This window comes from uncultured Aquimarina sp. (assembly GCF_947500065.1).
Taxonomy (GTDB): Bacteria; Bacteroidota; Bacteroidia; order Flavobacteriales; family Flavobacteriaceae; genus Aquimarina.
On record NZ_CANMQT010000001.1, the window covers coordinates 466,491 to 483,503 of the forward strand.

A 17,013-nucleotide genomic window follows, 5' to 3' on the forward strand; every position below is an offset into this window, starting at 1 on the left:
ATTTAATTAGGCTTCTGAAGTATTTCTTACTTTAGTCTGGTACATCACATTTGGTTTTGTACCTACGTGCTCTAGTAAGTGATACATACGGTCATCCTCTTTTAATTTAGCTACTTTACTATCATTGTCATTAATATCTCCAAACGTCATCGCTCCAGAAGAACAAGCCGCTGAACAAGCAGTTTGGAATTCTCCATCCTTAATAGCTCTTCCATCTCTTTTGGCATCTAAAATCGTTTTTTGTGTCATTTGAATACACATAGAACATTTTTCCATAACACCTCTAGAACGAACAGTTACATCAGGGTTCAATACCATACGACCTAAATCGTTATTCATATGATAATCAAACTCATCATTTTCGTTATACAGGAACCAGTTAAATCTACGTACTTTATAAGGACAGTTGTTTGCACAATATCTTGTTCCTACGCAACGGTTGTATGCCATATGATTCTGACCTTGTCTACCGTGAGATGTCGCTGCAACAGGACATACAGTTTCACAAGGTGCGTGATTACAATGCTGACACATTACTGGCTGAAAAGCAACTTCTGGGTTATCCGAAGGGATTTCCATCTCTCCAAACTCAGATAAAGAGCTTCCTAACCCTTTCATGTTATTTTTCTTCTGATTATCTCCGTCAAAGCTATCTTCTGAAGAATAATAACGGTCAATACGCAACCAGTGCATATCTCTAGATCTACGAATCTCTGATTTACCTACCACAGGAACATTGTTCTCAGCGTGACAAGCAATAACACAAGCACCACATCCGGTACACGCATTAAGATCTATAGAAAGATTAAAATGATGCCCTACTGAACGATCAAATTCATCCCAAAGATCAACTTCTGGTGAAGTAACCTCGTACTCTATATGATTTTTACTCACTTCTGGAATTGCATTCCAATCGTGTTTATCTTTTGTATTAAATATCTCAAGAGTCGTTTCTTTGATGATATCACCACGACCCATTAATGTATTATGTAACTGTACACAAGCAAACTCGTGAGTACCTTCAGCTTTTGCTATAGATACTGACTGAACAGAATTTTGATTTTGATATAATGCATATGCATTTACACCAACTTGCATTTCCTCTTTAAGTCCAGCTTTTTTACCATATCCTAAGGCTAACCCTACAGATCCTTGCGCTTGTCCTGGTTGAATAATTACCGGTGCAGTTACACTAACTCCATTAACAGTAACAGTAGCATAACTTCCGTTCAAAGCTCCATTAGCAACATTCTCATTGATCAATTCTAGAGATTCTGCGTCTGCTCTAGCAACTGTTAAATAATTATCCCAAGAAGCTCTGGTAATTGGATCAGGCATCTCTTGTAACCAAGGGTTGTTAGCCTGTTGCCCATCACCTAAAGCTGTTTTTGTATATAATGTAAGCTCTAATCCATTTGATTTTGCGGTAGACAATCTTCTAGCTGCAGCACCAACATTAGGACCAGCCGGAACTTCTACCACTGCATCTCCTTCTGGAGTAGCAATTGCAGTCTCTAATGATTCTTTTACAAGAACTGGCTTCACCAAAACTCCATCATGTAATGCTTGATTCCAAGAAGTCCCACCAAGAACACCTGTCCAAGCATCTTTAATATAATCATTATATGAAGCTGTATTTCCCGTCCATTTCAATAATGTTTCCTGAAACTGACGCGTATCAAATAATGGTCGAATTGTAGGTTGCATCAAACTATAGCTTCCTTTTTTCAATTCTACATCACCCCAAGACTCCAAATAATGAGGAGTTGTTGCCACATAATTACATCCTAACGCAGTTTCATCATTATGCATACTAAATGCAACAGAAACATCCACTTTTTCTAAACCGGCTTTAAACTCTGCCGCATTAGAAAGAGCATATGCTGGATTTACTCCAGCAATTAACAAGCCACCTACGCGACCTGCATTCATATCTTTAACTAATTGAGCAACCGCCTTCGCATTACCCTGACGAATTTTGCGAGGAGTTTTTTCGTTAAATGCCTTAGTACTTATTGCTTTATTAATTGCTAATACTAATAACTGTGCATCTACATCCTGAATTCCTGAAATAACTATAGCGTTACTACCAGCTTTTTGAATTTGTTTTGCAGCTTTCACTACCTCTGCATCTAACCCAGCATCTAAAGCTCCTTTAGACCCTGCTCCAGTCACATACTTATATAATGCTGCCAACACTTGTTTTTGTTGCGTTGGTGTAGCTTTAACTCTTCTATCTGCATTAGCTCCAGAAAGCGACATATTTGCCTCGAACTGAATATGCCTAGACATTTTTCCGTTTTTTGGAATACGTCCTTTAGCATAACCACTATCGTATCCTCCACCTTGCCAATCTCCTAAGAAATCCGCACCAACACTTACAATAGTATTTACTTTAGAGAAATCATAATCAGCCAATGCTCTTTCGCCATACATCATCTCGTAAGCATCCAATGCTTCGCTTGAAGAAACCGCATCATATACTACGTGAGATACGTTACCATATTTAGCTTTAAATTCTGATATCAACTTAGAAGTTGAAGGACTTGCAAATGTCTGAGTTAACAATACAATTTGTTTTCCACCAAGACTATTTAATTTAGCACCAACTTCTTTATCTAAAGTCTCCCAACTAATATCCTCTTCTCCTTTTTTAGGACCTTGCAAACGAGTATTATCATACAAAGACAAAACCGATGCATGAACTCTTGCATTTGCATCTCCATTAGAAGTAGCAAGATTATTGTTTTCCACTTTAATTGGACGACCCTCTCTTGTTTTTATTAAAACACTAGCAAAATCAAAACCATCAGCAATTGTAGTTGCATAATAATTAGCAACACCAGGAACAATTCTTTCTGGTTGCACTACATATGGTATTGACTTAATCACTGGGCCTTCACAAGCTGCTAAAGATGCAGCTGCTGTACTAAAACCTACATATTTAAGAAAATCACGACGAGAAGTCGAAGAATTTTCCAGAGATGATTTATCTCCTAAAAACTCGTCCGTAGGAATTTCTTGAACGAACTCATTTTGTTGTAGCGTCTCAACAATAGAGCTATTTTCGTTTAGCTCTTCAACACTTTTCCAGTATTTCTTGTTTGATGACATATATAATTGATATTAGCTTCTTACTATTTCCGGATCAAACCGGATTAACTTTTATATTAATAGTGGCACTTACCACATTCCAGACCACCCATTTGTGCTGCTGTCAACTTATCAACTCCGTATTTCTTAGACAACTCCTTATGAATCTTTTCATAATACTCATTACCTGAAATATTTACGTTTGTTTCACGGTGACAGTTAATACACCATCCCATAGTTAAAGGAGCATGCTGATACATAATCTCCATCTCTTCCACAGGCCCGTGACATTTCTGACACTCTATTCCCGCAACACTTACGTGCTGAGAGTGATTAAAATATGCAAAATCAGGAAGATTATGAATACGAACCCATTTCACTGGCTCAGTATCTCCTGTATATGATTGCGTACCTTCATCCCATCCAGTAGCTTTATACAACTTCTGAATTTCTTTATCATAGAAATCTTTAGTATAATCAGCAGTTGCTGTAGCATCTGCAACCTCACTAATTGATTTATGACAGTTCATACACACATTAAGTGAAGGAATCCCTGAAGTTTTACTTACTCGTGCAGATGAGTGACAATACTTACATTCTATCTTATTATCACCAGCGTGAATTTTATGAGAAAAATGAATTGGTTGTATTGGTTGATATCCCTGATCGACACCTACTTGCATAAAATATCCATACACAAAGTACCCACTAGCCAACAATAAAAATATCGCTGACACTAGTACTAAGAATTGATTCTGAACGAATGCTTTCCAAATTGGAGTTCTTTCTTCTGATTCTGGCAACTCAACACCATTTGCTTCTGCAAAGCTTCTAAGTGTCTTATTCACTAAGAATAGCACTACCACTAACATCAAGAAAACTAACGCTAATGCCGCTAAGACAAGATTAGAAGAAACTCCTCCTCCCGTCTGAGTAACCGGCTCTAACCCAGCTATTGGTGCTGGCGGTGTATAAGGAACCGACACATATGCTAAGATATTATCAATATCCGTGTTCGTTAACTGCGGAAATGCGTTCATTGCAGTTTTATTGTATTCTTCAAAAATTGCAACTGCATCTGCATCACCAGAGGCGATCATTGCAGCACTATTCTTAATCCAAGAATACAACCATTCTGTATCACGTCTTTCTGTAACTCCAAACAACGCTGGTCCTGTCATCTTTTTGTAACGCTTATGACAAGCAGCACAAAGCGATTTAAATAACGCTTCTCCTTTTGCTACGTCTCCACCTGCAGCAGATTCTACAGCAGCAGCTTCAGTCGACACCGCTTCTTGCTGTGCAAAAGCCGGATTCAATAAAGAGAATAAAAAAACAGTTCCTAGAAGTAGGAGTTTTGAGGCTGAATTTCGGTATTTCACCTGTTTCATATTATTAAGTAGAATTATCGTCTAAATTTTGGTATGGTTTTTTCATTATTCACAAAAAAACATGTAAAAACCACGTCCATTTAATTCGACAGCAAAAGTACTATAATAAGTCGATTTTAGAAATGTTAGGGAACTGTTAAGTGCTAATTTATAACAATTCTAAATAATATTTTTAAAGGATTTTGAGTTATTAAACTTTACCTTTGTATCAAATCTATTTGTAATGAGAATTTTAAACAAAAAAAACAACCTTTTATTAGTAGGTTTTTGTTTTGCTGGAATCACCAACTTAAGCGCACAAGACTCAACTAATTCTGATAATCCAACAGTTTTTACCACTATAGAAATGACTCCTCCAGCTGAGCCGACAGTCAATATCAATCAAGATCCAAAAATCAAACAGCTACTTGACATCAAAACCAAAATGGACAAAGATGGTGTACTTAGTGAGAATTACAGAATTCAATTATACACAGGAGATCTTAATGTAGCAAATACTATTAGAAATAATGCGGAAAAGGATTTCCCTCAATGGAGAGCCGATATTGTTTATGAAACCCCTAATCACAAAGTATGGATAGGTAATTTCAGAAGTAAACTAGAAACAGATAGAGCTTTAAAAGAAATCAGAAAGGAATTTCCCAATGCATTTCTTTTCAAACCCGAAAAGAAATAACCGTATTTACCATAAAAATATTGACAAACAAAAAGCCCGATCAAATGATCGGGCTTTCTTTTTACTATAAAATATAAATATATCGAAGCGTTATAATTTTTTCTTCACAGCTACTTCCTGGAAAGATTCGATTACATCACCTATTTTGATATCATTATAATTCTTTACTTGCAATCCACAATCATATCCTTTTGCTACTTCTTTTGCATCATCCTTAAACCTCTTCAAAGAAGAAAGCTCTCCAGTAAACACAACTACACCTTCACGGATTAATCGTATCCCTGCATTACGAACAATCTTACCAGTTTGTACCATACAACCCGCAATAGTACCAACTTTAGATATCTTAAATGTCTCTCTAATTTCCGCAGTACCAGTAATCTCCTCCTTCATCACTGGAGAAAGCATACCTTCCATTGCATCTTTTAGATCATTGATTGCATCATAAATAATTGAATATGTTCTGATATCGATTTCTTCTTTATCTGCTACCTGACGAGCATTACCTGCTGGCCTTACATTAAATCCAATTATAATTGCATCAGAAGCTGATGCCAACAACACGTCACTCTCGGTAATAGCTCCAACAGCTTTATGTATAATATTCACATGAATCTCTTCTGTCGACAACTTCTGGAAAGAATCTGTTAATGCTTCTACAGAACCATCAACATCTCCTTTAAGAATAATATTTAACTCTTTAAAGTCTCCAAGAGCAATTCGACGTCCAATTTCATCAAGTGTAATATGTCGTTGTGTACGCACAGATTGTTCTCTATGCAATTGAGCTCTTTTAGACGCAATATCTTTTGCTTCTCTTTCATCTTCCAACACACTAAACTTATCACCTGCTTGTGGCGCTCCATCTAGACCTAGTATCGAAACTGGAGTAGAAGGTCCTGCTTCCTCAACATTGTTACCTCTCTCATCGTGCATAGCTTTTATCTTACCACTATTCTTACCAGCCAAGACATAATCTCCAACACGAAGTGTTCCCGTCTGAACTAAAATAGTAGAAACATATCCACGTCCTTTATCCAAGAACGCCTCAACCACTGTACCTGCAGCCAATCTCTCAGGATTAGCTTTAAGTTCCAGAATTTCAGCTTCAAGTAATACTTTTTCAAGTAACTCCTTAACTCCCATTCCCGTTTTTGCTGAAATATCGTGGGATTGGATTTTTCCTCCCCAGTCTTCAACTAACAAATTCATGGAAGCTAACTTCTCTTTTATCTTTTCTGGATTTGCCTCAGGCCTATCCACTTTATTAATAGCAAAAACTATAGGAACTCCTGCAGCTTGCGCATGACTAATTGCCTCTTTTGTTTGCGGCATCACATCATCGTCCGCAGCAATTACAATAATTGCCAAATCCGTTACTTGAGCACCACGTGCACGCATAGCTGTAAAGGCTTCGTGACCTGGTGTATCCAAAAACGCAATCTTCTGGCCATTTTCTAACTGCACTCCATACGCACCAATGTGCTGCGTGATTCCACCACTCTCTCCTGCAATTACATTCTCTTCTCTAATATTATCTAATAGCGATGTTTTACCATGATCTACGTGACCCATTACAGTAACAATAGGTGCTCTTACGACAAGATCTTCTGGAGCATCAACAATTTCTTCAATAGATTCTTCTATATCAGAAGTTACAAAATCAACGTCATAACCAAACTCTTCTGCAACAATAGAAAGTGTTTCAGCATCCAAACGCTGATTCATGGTAACCATAATACCAAGTGCCATACACGCAGATATCACCTGTGTTGTAGGAACATCCATCATAGTCGCCACTTCAGAAACAGTTACAAATTCTGTCACTTTAATAACTTTACTTTCCTGTTCCTGTTGAGCCACATCATCTTCCGCTTTTTGACGGTGTTGATCACGCTTATCTCTACGGTATTTAGCTGCTTTAGATTTATTTGATTTCCCCTGAAGTTTCTCAAGAGTTTCTCTCACCTGCTTTTGCACCTCTTCTTCACTTGGCTCCTCCTTTACAATAGCTGGTCTTTTCCCTTTTGCAGGTCCACGATTTCCTGGCCCACGGTTTCCCGGTCCACGATTTCCTGGCCCACGATTTCCGCCTCTATTACCAGGCCCTCCTCCAGGCTTATTTCCACCGTCCTTACTTATTCTTCTACGGCGTTTCTTTGCATCTCCGTCTGAAGATTTATCGGATTTCTCCTCTTTCTTTTTAGGTGGTTTCTGAAATTTAGTTAAGTCAATTTTCTGACCTGTAAAATTAGGTCCATCTAACTTTTTATATTGCGTTTCAACCTTTACAGGTTCCGCTTGAACTTCCGGTTCTTGAGAAGCGGGAGCTTCTTTTTTCGCAGTTGTTTGCTCAACCTTCTTTTCAGCTTTCTTCTGCTCCAATTCTATAGGTGCTACTTTGGCAATTTTTATACCTTTTTTAGCAGGCCTATTAGAAATCACTTCTGGCTCTTTTTCCTTCTCTTTCTGAGGTTCTTTTTCTTTCTCCTTTTCCTTCTCTTTTACCTCTTCTTTTTTAGGAGTTTCTGCTGCTACTTTTTCTTCGGACTGTTCAGCAACCTCTTCCTTCTTATCCAATTCAATCTTACCTACTTGTTTAGGTCCGGTTAACTGGGCTTTGGCTTTTACAACTTCACGAGCTTCAGCACGCTTCCGTCTCTCTTCCTGCTCTGTCTCAATCTGTACTCTAAGCGCCTCCTTCTCTTTTCTCTTCTCTTCACCAACCTCTTTTGAAGCCACCTTCTTACTCTTGTCTGTCTGGAACTCATCAAACAAAAGCTGATAGATCTCTGCAGAAATTTTTGTGGTAGGACGCGAGTCTATCTCATGACCCTTTGAATTCAAAAAGTCGACAGCCCGATCTAGCGAGATATTGAATTCGCGTAATACCTTATTTAATCTCATTGTTTTTGCTTCAGCCATAAATGCCTATAATTTTATGCTCAAATATAAATTAATTGAAGTTATTAATCTTCAAATTCTGATTTTAATATTCTAATAACCTCACCCACAGTCTCTTCTTCAAGATCTGTTCTTTTTACCAAGTCTTTAATATCTTGCTCTAAAATACTCTTGGCTGTATCCAACCCTATTTTAGCAAATTCTTCTATAATCCAAGAATCGATTTCATCCGAAAATTCCGACAACTCTACATCTTCTTCAACACCTTCTCTAAACACATCAATCTCATAACCGGTTAATTGACCAGCCAATCGTATATTATGACCTCCACGACCAATAGCCTTAGAAACCTCTTCAGGTTTCAACATCACTTCTGCACGACCACCTTCCTCATTCAGCTTTATCGATGTTACTCTAGCAGGACTCAATGCTCTAGTAATGAATAGTTGTAAATTATTCGTATAATTGATTACATCAATATTTTCGTTTCCAAGCTCTCTAACAATACCATGAATACGAGACCCCTTCATACCTACACAAGCTCCAACAGGATCAATTCTGTCATCATAAGAATCAACAGCAACCTTAGCTTTTTCTCCAGGTATTCTCACCACTTTTTTCACAGTAATCAAACCGTCAAAAACCTCAGGTATTTCCGATTCAAACAATTTCTCTAAGAACAAAGGAGATGTTCTAGACATAATAATAGAAGGCTTATTACCTTTTAATTCAACTGACTCAATCACTCCTCGTACATTCTCTCCTTTTCTGAAAAAATCCGAAGGAATCTGTCTATCCTTTGGCAAAATAATTTCATTCCCTTCATCATCTAACAAAATAATTGCTCTATGACGAATATGATGAACTTCTGCTGTATATATCTCTCCTTCTAATTCTTTAAACTGCTTATAGATATTGGTATTGTCATGCTCATGAATTTTAGAAATCAAATTTTGACGTAACGCCAATATAGATCTTCTTCCTAAGTCTATTAATTTCACTTCCTGAGAAACATCTTCCCCTATCTCGAAATCAGGCTCAATCTTTTGCGCTTCAGAAATAGTTATTTCTTGATTACCATCTTCAACTTCACCATCAGCTACCACGATACGGTTTCTCCAAATCTCTAAATCCCCTTTATCAGGGTTTATAATGATATCGAAATTATCATCACTACCAAATTTCTTTTTTAATGCATTTCTAAATACATCTTCTAAGATCGCCATTAGTGTAACACGATCGATTAACTTATCATCCTTAAATTCTGAAAATGATTCTATTAATGCGATATTTTCCATATCAATCTATAATTAAAATGTTATCATAACTTTTGCTTCTTGTATTTCTTTATATTGGACACAAGCTTCTTTAGTTACCGTTATTTTTCCTTTACCAATTGGTTTTGGCTCTCTAGCCTTCCACACCAATGTTATATTATCATCTGTAACAGATGTCAACTCCCCTTCGATAGTTCCGTCCCCTTCTGTTCTCACTTTAAGCTTTCTTCCAATATTTTTTTTATACTGACGTTGATGTGTCAACCCTTCAGAAACTCCAGCAGACATTACTTGTAAAGAAAAATCTTCTTCTTCCCGATCCAAGTTATGCTCAACTGCTCTACTTACCGCTATACAATCTTCGACTGTCACTCCTTCATCTCCATCAATAATAATCTCAATACTATTACCTGAATGAATCTTTTGATTAATCAAAAATAATGTAGGCCTCTCATCGAGAGCCTCTTGCAATAAATTCTGAACTTTATCTTTTAATGACATAAGTAGATAAAAAGAGGGGACTTTCCGTCCCCTCAATCTGGTTTTTTAATTTCAACGGTGCAAAGATAGTAATAATATCTTAGATTCAAAATCTAGTTAAGAATGAATTTATTCGTAATTTTAAATGACTATTAGAGTATTACCTCTATAAATTCATATAAAATCGTATCTAAAATACAATTTTATATCACAGTAATTCATTTAGTCAAATGAATAAAAAAAACAATTGACACAAAAAAAATCAAATTTCTATCGACAAATTTTTATAAACACACTTTATCATGATCAACAAAATCCTAGTTCCTACAGATTTTTCTTCTCAAGCAGAAAGTGCATTAAAAGTAGCCGCACAAATGGCAAAAAAAAATAACTGCCAGATTTATCTATTACATATTTTAGAAATGCCTGTCCACTTAGTTGACCTAATGTCTTCTAGCGCTTCAGCTCCTGCTCCGGAAGCTGTATTTTTCATGCAGCAAACCCATAAAAAATTTGAAGAAATCATGGCTAGTGATTACCTAAAAGACATAGAAGTAATAGAAACTGTAAGTTTCGAAGATGTCCTGCATGGCATTATGGATGCAAGCAAAAAAAATGATATCGATATGATTATCATGGGATCTCATGGCTCATCAGGTTTTGAGGAACTATTTATTGGCTCCAATGCTGAAAAAGTTGTTAGAACATCCAAAAAACCTGTATTGGTTATCAAAGAAGATTGTGATATATTTAATATAAATGACCTTGTATATGCTACAAACTTTGATGATGAAGACAAACCTTCATTGATCTCCGCCCATGAATTCGCTAAACAATTAGACGCTAAACTTCATTTAGTATGGATAAACACAGCTAATAGCTTCAAAACCACTAGCGAAACAGAGGAAAAAATGAACTTGATGATTTCTGACCTTCCCATCGACAATTACACATTAAACATCTATAACGACATTAATGTCGAGAAAGGAATTTTGAATTTCGCAAACTCTGTTGATGCTGGTCTTATCGGAATTAGCACACACGGAAGAAAAGGATTATCTCATTTCATTAACGGAAGTCTTGGTGAAGATGTAGTAAATCACGCTAAAAGACCTGTTTTAACTTTCAAAATATAAACTTCACCCCTAAATGAAATAAAAAAAGGAGCAACATTTAAGTTACTCCTTTTTTTTGTTGGCCCACTAGGGCTCGAACCTAGACTCTTCTGTACCAAAAACAGACGTGTTGCCAGTTACACCATGGGCCAATTCCGTAATGCGGATGCAAATTTAAAACTTTCTTTTAAGTATACAAGTATTTTTAAAAAAAAATTACACCATTAGCACTTTTTAAAAAAAATATCAAGATAATTTTAAATGCATGCTCCCCAAAATATAAACTTCTGTTAAGCGTTTGCTAAAAAAACCAATAGAGAAGTATTTTTATTACTAAATTCGCCACACTTTATATAACAGTTATATCTTATGAGCACATTCAACTTTAAAAAGTGGAATAAAATAACGGGATGGGTAGTATTTGGAATTGCCCTATGTGTATACTACCTAACCGTTGAGCCAACTGCTAGTTTTTGGGATGCGGGTGAATATATCGCAACCTCATCAAAGTTACAAGTAGGACATCCTCCTGGAGCACCTTTGTTTCAGATGATAGGTGCTTTTGCTTCAATTTTTGCATCGGACCCCACTCAAATTGCTTTTGCAGTTAATATGACATCGGCTTTCGCAAGTGCATTTGCCATTCTTTTTATGTTTTGGTCAATTACTATTCTAGTACAGAAACTAATTATAAAAGATGAAAAATTCACACAAGGTAAAGCACTCGCTACCTTAGGAAGTGGACTAGTAGGATCTCTAGCATTTGCCTTTACTGACAGTTTCTGGTTTAATGCTGTAGAAGCAGAGGTATATGCCATGGCAACTTGCATATTATCCATATTATTCTATCTAGGATTACGCTGGGAACGAGATATGCATAACCCTCGAGGAAATCGTTGGTTGATTTTAATTGCATTTGTTGCCGGACTCTCTTTTGGAATTCATTTCATGGGACTGCTTTCAATCCCTGCAATTGGACTACTTTATTATTTTAAAAACTATAAGGTTACTATAAAGAGCTTCATTACTGCTAACATTGTGGTAGTTGCTATTCTATTGTTCATTTTCAAGCTACTCTTACCTTCTACCTTAAAACTATTTGGATGGTTTGAAGTAAAATTTGTTAATGCATTAGGGATGCCCTTCAATTCAGGAACCATCTTTTTGGGTCTTATAATTGCAACTGCATTCTATTTTATCTTAAAGCAAACACGAAAAAGAGAATATCCTTTAATTAACTCTGCAGTTCTTTGTGTATTATTTATTTTTATTGGGTTCTCCTGCTGGATAATGCTACCTATTAGAGCAAATGCTGGAACCGTTATTAATGAAAACAACCCTAATAATGCACGTGAATTATTAGCATACTATAATCTAGAGCAATACCCAGAAACCCATCTATTTTACGGACCACAATTTACCGAAATATATGCTGGACTAGATGAAGATAATCCATATGAAGATGATAAACCAAAATATGAAAAGAATCTAAAAACCGGGAGATATGACATTGTAAACGACTGGAAAAATGCTAGACAAAATATAGATGACGCTCAAAAAGCATTTTTACCAAGAATGTGGAGCACCGAACATATATCAAATTATATGGACTTTACCGGCCCTATCAAATTTACCATTAAGCCAGAATACCAAGACGAATCTGAACTCTTAGAAGCAGTTACGCAATTCAGAAGAGAGTATGCTGTAGGTAAACTAGATAATGATGATTACAATAAATTTTTACGTTCATTCGGGGATTATCTAAATGTTCAAAAACCTTCTTTTAAATCAAACATTCTATATCTTTTAGAGTATCAAATGGGATATATGTACTGGAGATATTTTATGTGGAATTTTGTCGGAAGACAAGACGATAATCAAGGAAAGTATACAGATCTTGAAGGAAATTGGTTAAGTGGCATCAAATTTATAGACGAGATGCATTTAGGATCTCAAGACAACTTACCTAACGATGTCCTGAAAAACAAAGCTCGTAATACATATTATTTTTTACCATTACTATTAGGTCTTATCGGTTTTGTTTTTCAAATGCAACGGGATAAAAAGAATTTCTGGGTATTATTAGCCTTTTTCTTGTTTACAGGTTTAGCCCTAAAAATATATCTTAATGAGAGGCCTTTCGAACCTAGAGAAAGAGATTACGCCTTAGTTGGATCTTTTTATGTTTTCGCAATCTGGATCGGTTTTGGAGTATACGCGCTATTTGATATTCTCAAAAACTCATTAAAGCCAAAGCTGTTAGCACCAATCATAACTGCAGTTTGTTTATTAGCAGTACCGGTATTATTGGCAGCTCAGAATTGGGATGATCACGATCGTTCTGATAGATATACTGCTCAATCTATGGCTAAAATGTACCTACAATCCTGTCAGAAAGATGCAATTCTTTTTACCATTGGTGACAATGACACCTTTGCTTTATGGTATGCTCAAGATATAGAAGAATACCGAACAGATGTTAGAACTGTAAACACTAGTCTTTTCGCAACAGACTGGTATATTGATCAAATGAAACGAGCAGCTTATGACGGCAAACCTATCCCATCACAGTTAACTCATGACTTCTATCGATTTGGAAGTAATGATGCTATTTACTATAAGCCTGTCACTAATGACACTATGCTTATTAAAAACTGGATGCGATGGATTGAAACAGATGATCCAAGAACCAAAGGGGATCTACAAAACGGAAAACAAGTGAACACCTTTCCTACTAAGCATATAAGAATCCCTGTAGATAAAGAAGCCGTCCTTAAAAACGGGATTGTATCACAAAAGGATGCCGATCTGATCGTGCCTTATATTGATATTCACCTAAAAGGAGATTTACTTTTTAAGAATCGCTTACTAATGTTAGACATCATTGCAAACAATAATTGGGAAAGACCTATATATTTTACCGGAGGAAGTTTTGGAGATGATGACTATTTGTGGATGAAAGATTATTTACAATTAGATGGCGTAACGTATAAATTAGTGCCTATCAGAACTCCAATAGACAAAAGAAACCCATATGATATGGGGCGCATTGACACGGATATTATGTACCATAATGTAACAAGTTGGGATTGGGGAAACAGTGAAGATCCTAATATCTATCACGATCCAGAAACTCGTAAAAACGCTATAACGTACCGAAGCAATCTTGCAAGATTAGTAGAAGCACTTATTAACGAGGACAAAAAAGAGAAGGCTAAAGAAATTCTTGATCTTGGAATGGAAAAGATGCCTATAGAATATTATGAATACTACACATTATTGGAACCATATGTAAGTGGATATTATGAAGTAGGAGAAAAAGAAAAAGCACGTGAACTATGGAATAAAATTGCAAAGAAATACCAAGAGCAACTTACCTATTTTGGCAGCCTTACGTTAGAAAACCAATATGAATATGCTAGTGAAATTGTAAGTAATGTAGAACGCTACAGAAGTGTTGTAGACTTATTACTTATTAATCAGGATAGGGATATGATTGAAGAAAAAGCAGAAGAGTTCAACAGGTATCTTAGATTGTTTACGAGGCTTTATTCTGAAGATGAAGAATACGATGATCAAGATGCAATAGAGAAGCAAGAGCGAGATTTACAAAAAGAATTTCAGGATAGTCAAAAGCCATTAGATACTTTAGAAAACATCCCTAATTCATAAAATTTATTGAGCCTCTTTTTGAAAGAGGCTCAATTTTTCATTTCTAGTTTGAAAATAATACCCGTCAAAACACCAGAAAGTATTAAATTACTATTCCCAAATTACACTTGGGATTTTTATGCTAAAAAAGAGAAAAAGATTTATCTCACATTTGACGATGGACCAATCCCAGAAGTTACCGAGTTTATACTAGATCAACTACAGCTTTTTAATGCAAAAGCTACATTTTTTTGTATTGGAGAAAATATAAAAAAACATCCTCATATTTTTAACAAAATACTATCAGAGGGTCATAGCGTGGGAAATCATACTATGAATCATTTAAAAGCTAGAAAAAGCACCCTTTCTTCATTTTTAGAAAATGTCGAGAAATGCGAAAAACAAATAAAAGAACATACAGAACTAAAGAGTAAACTCTTTAGACCACCTTACGGACAACTTAGTAAATCAAAATTAATTGAATTAAGAAAGTTAGGGTATAACATAATATTATGGGATGTCTTATCTAAAGATTGGGACAAAAACACATCACCAGAACAGTGTTCTAATAATGTAATAGATAATTCAAAAAGTGGAAGTATCATCGTTTTTCACGACAGTATCAAAGCTTCAAAAAATATTGAAATAGCATTACCAAAGGTACTGAAGCATTTTACCAATAAAGGATATGTTCTAGACAAGATATAGTCAATTATTAAACATATTCTTTCATCAGCCCTATAAGTGTATTAGCATCTTGCTCTCCACTTTGTCTCCATACCATTTCTCCTTCTTTGTAAATCATTAACGTAGGAAGACCTTTAATCCGAAGCGCTGTAGCAAGCTCTTCATTTTTATCCACATCTATCTTTATCACTTTAGCCTTATCACCAAGCGCAGCAGCTACATCACGCAATACTGGATGCATGGATACAGATGGTTCATTCCATTCAGTATAAAAATCCAGCAAAACCGGAACTTCGATACCTATTAACTCTCCAAACTTTGACATGTTCTAAAAAATTTTATCTTCTAACTTTGTCATAGTAACGAACAAAGTCTATATATAATTGTAAATATAACATTTTCTACGAATTAAGCTGGTTTCGAGCCTTTTCTCAATTCTATCACTGTAATTTCGGGCCAAATCCCAACTCTTCCCGGAAAAGCATGAAAACCAAAACCTCTATTCACATTCAAATAACGTCCCATTTCATCATACATTCCAGCCCATTGCTTATACACATATTGAACAGGACTCCATTTCATAAAGCCAGGAATTTCAATACCAAACTGGAATCCATGAGTATGTCCACTAAGCGTAAGATGGTAGTGATTCTCATGCTTTTTCACCTCATATTCCCAATGAGATGGATCATGACTCAATAAAATTTTAAAATCTTCTTTAGAAACCCCATCAGATGCTTTCGCTAAATCTCCAGCCTTTTTGAAATTATGGCCCCAATTCTCAACACCTACTACGGCAATTCGTTCTCCATCTTTTTCTATAAATGCATTTTCATTTAGTAACAATTTAAAATCAATTTTAGAGTGCACATCTTTAATCGCTTCAAAATTAGCTTCCTTCTCCTCTTCAGTATCCCAAGTTACATATTCACCGTAATCATGATTTCCTAAAATAGAATACTTCCCATAAGAAGGTGTCGTAAGTCCTTTAAAAACATCAATCCAATCATCCATCTCACTTGCCATTGTATTTACAATATCCCCTGTAAAAACAAGTAAATCCGACTGTTGTTCATTAATCAAATTAACAGCATACTCAATCTTCTCTACTTCATCAAAGCTACCTGAATGAATATCCGAAATCTGAGTTAACCGAAATCCATCAAATGCATTAGGTAAATCATCAAAATAAAGCACATGATTAATCACCTTAAAATTATATTTCCCTCTAAATATACCGTGCACAAGTCCTGCAAAAGGTATAGCAGCTACCCCCAATGCCAATTGGCTTATAAATTTTCTACGATCCGGCAAATACTGTGTAGCATTTCCGTCAAAAAAAGTATTAGTGAGATACGTGTACCCAGCAACACAAAGCCGAATAATATCCTCACCAAACATAAATAACACCAAAATTAACTTAGGAACCAGAGTGACTAACAATAGACCACTTGCTCTAAGAGAATATTTTGTTGGACCTACACTTCTATCATAATTAGCAAAAGTATATACCACATAGCCTATAACGAATAATGAAAAAACTAAATATAATATTTGAACCCACTGGTTTTTGGCAAGGGTTCTAATTACTTGAAAAGCATATATTTCTATTAAAACATATAGTACTAAGGGAATAATCCAACGCATATTAATAACAAATTTATTGACGAAACAAAACTATCCTACCTTTTATCAACCAGAGTTATATTTAAGTAAAAATTAACGGTTTACAAATGAAT

Annotated in this window: 11 protein-coding genes and 1 tRNA gene; 4 read left to right on the top strand and 8 right to left on the bottom strand. The window is 35.7% G+C overall.

The genetic code is table 11. The features are described from left to right. Nucleotides 1-6: 6 nt before the first annotated feature. The gene (locus Q0975_RS02255; protein ID WP_299432462.1) at nt 7-3,114 is read right to left on the bottom strand and encodes a TAT-variant-translocated molybdopterin oxidoreductase; all 3,108 of its coding nucleotides are present in this window, start codon (nt 3,112-3,114) and stop codon (nt 7-9) included. Between the two features lie 56 nt (nt 3,115-3,170). After that, nucleotides 3,171-4,484 carry a c-type cytochrome gene (locus Q0975_RS02260; protein WP_299432465.1) on the bottom strand — a complete coding sequence of 438 codons (1,314 nt, stop codon included), beginning with the start codon at nt 4,482-4,484 and terminating at the stop codon, nt 3,171-3,173. Between the two features lie 223 nt (nt 4,485-4,707). On the opposite strand from Q0975_RS02260, the gene Q0975_RS02265 reads away from it, so the two are divergent. Continuing rightward, entirely contained in the window at nt 4,708-5,160 is a 453-nt protein-coding gene (locus Q0975_RS02265) for an SPOR domain-containing protein (RefSeq protein WP_299432469.1), read from the top strand. Between the two features lie 90 nt (nt 5,161-5,250). Here the strand turns inward: Q0975_RS02265 and infB are convergent, their stop codons facing one another. The 3 genes from infB to rimP are packed head-to-tail and all read right to left on the bottom strand — an operon-like array spanning nt 5,251 to nt 9,842. Continuing rightward, a complete protein-coding gene (gene infB / locus Q0975_RS02270; RefSeq protein ID WP_299432471.1) occupies nt 5,251-8,085 on the bottom strand; it encodes a translation initiation factor IF-2 in 2,835 nt (944 codons plus the stop codon). Between the two features lie 44 nt (nt 8,086-8,129). Then, nucleotides 8,130-9,362 (bottom strand): transcription termination factor NusA, encoded by a 1,233-nt coding sequence (nusA, locus tag Q0975_RS02275; RefSeq protein ID WP_299432474.1) that lies wholly within the window; start codon nt 9,360-9,362, stop codon nt 8,130-8,132. Nucleotides 9,363-9,374: 12 nt separating this feature from the next. After that, nucleotides 9,375-9,842, bottom strand: a complete 468-nt coding sequence (gene rimP, locus Q0975_RS02280) for a ribosome assembly cofactor RimP (protein WP_299432477.1) — start codon at nt 9,840-9,842, stop codon at nt 9,375-9,377. 281 nt (nt 9,843-10,123) lie between these two features. Between rimP and Q0975_RS02285 the strand changes: the two genes are divergently transcribed. Then, nucleotides 10,124-10,957 carry a universal stress protein gene (locus tag Q0975_RS02285; RefSeq protein ID WP_366888012.1) on the top strand — a complete coding sequence of 278 codons (834 nt, stop codon included), beginning with the start codon at nt 10,124-10,126 and terminating at the stop codon, nt 10,955-10,957. Nucleotides 10,958-11,015: 58 nt separating this feature from the next. On the opposite strand, the gene Q0975_RS02290 is transcribed toward Q0975_RS02285, so the two are convergent. Further along, nucleotides 11,016-11,088: transfer RNA gene (locus tag Q0975_RS02290), tRNA-Gln, on the bottom strand. Nucleotides 11,089-11,305: 217 nt separating this feature from the next. Here Q0975_RS02290 and Q0975_RS02295 point away from each other — a divergent pair. Both Q0975_RS02295 and Q0975_RS02300 read left to right on the top strand, forming a co-directional pair. Continuing rightward, nucleotides 11,306-14,608 carry a DUF2723 domain-containing protein gene (locus tag Q0975_RS02295; protein ID WP_299432480.1) on the top strand — a complete coding sequence of 1,101 codons (3,303 nt, stop codon included), beginning with the start codon at nt 11,306-11,308 and terminating at the stop codon, nt 14,606-14,608. A 48-nt stretch (nt 14,609-14,656) separates the two neighbouring features. Beyond that, complete coding sequence (locus tag Q0975_RS02300) at nt 14,657-15,295, top strand: polysaccharide deacetylase family protein (protein ID WP_299432483.1); 639 nt, start codon at nt 14,657-14,659, stop codon at nt 15,293-15,295. 7 nt (nt 15,296-15,302) lie between these two features. Here the strand turns inward: Q0975_RS02300 and Q0975_RS02305 are convergent, their stop codons facing one another. Both Q0975_RS02305 and Q0975_RS02310 read right to left on the bottom strand, forming a co-directional pair. Further along, nucleotides 15,303-15,599, bottom strand: coding sequence for a thioredoxin family protein (locus Q0975_RS02305; RefSeq protein WP_091407947.1), 297 nt, complete (start codon nt 15,597-15,599; stop codon nt 15,303-15,305). An 83-nt stretch (nt 15,600-15,682) separates the two neighbouring features. Continuing rightward, nucleotides 15,683-16,921 (bottom strand): metallophosphoesterase, encoded by a 1,239-nt coding sequence (locus tag Q0975_RS02310; RefSeq protein ID WP_299432486.1) that lies wholly within the window; start codon nt 16,919-16,921, stop codon nt 15,683-15,685. Nucleotides 16,922-17,013 lie beyond the last annotated feature (92 nt).

Bases quoted from the DNA above. Each gene is read 5' to 3' on its own strand.
- Q0975_RS02310 (WP_299432486.1), bottom strand. From the start codon at position 16,921: ATGCGTTGGATTATTCCCTTAGTACTATATGTTTTAATAGAAATATAT.
- Q0975_RS02285 (WP_366888012.1), top strand. From the start codon at position 10,124: ATGATCAACAAAATCCTAGTTCCTACAGATTTTTCTTCTCAAGCAGAA.
- Q0975_RS02295 (WP_299432480.1), top strand. From the start codon at position 11,306: ATGAGCACATTCAACTTTAAAAAGTGGAATAAAATAACGGGATGGGTA.
- infB (WP_299432471.1), bottom strand. From the start codon at position 8,085: ATGGCTGAAGCAAAAACAATGAGATTAAATAAGGTATTACGCGAATTC.
- Q0975_RS02255 (WP_299432462.1), bottom strand. From the start codon at position 3,114: ATGTCATCAAACAAGAAATACTGGAAAAGTGTTGAAGAGCTAAACGAA.
- nusA (WP_299432474.1), bottom strand. From the start codon at position 9,362: ATGGAAAATATCGCATTAATAGAATCATTTTCAGAATTTAAGGATGAT.
- Q0975_RS02260 (WP_299432465.1), bottom strand. From the start codon at position 4,484: ATGAAACAGGTGAAATACCGAAATTCAGCCTCAAAACTCCTACTTCTA.
- Q0975_RS02305 (WP_091407947.1), bottom strand. From the start codon at position 15,599: ATGTCAAAGTTTGGAGAGTTAATAGGTATCGAAGTTCCGGTTTTGCTG.
- Q0975_RS02265 (WP_299432469.1), top strand. From the start codon at position 4,708: ATGAGAATTTTAAACAAAAAAAACAACCTTTTATTAGTAGGTTTTTGT.
- rimP (WP_299432477.1), bottom strand. From the start codon at position 9,842: ATGTCATTAAAAGATAAAGTTCAGAATTTATTGCAAGAGGCTCTCGAT.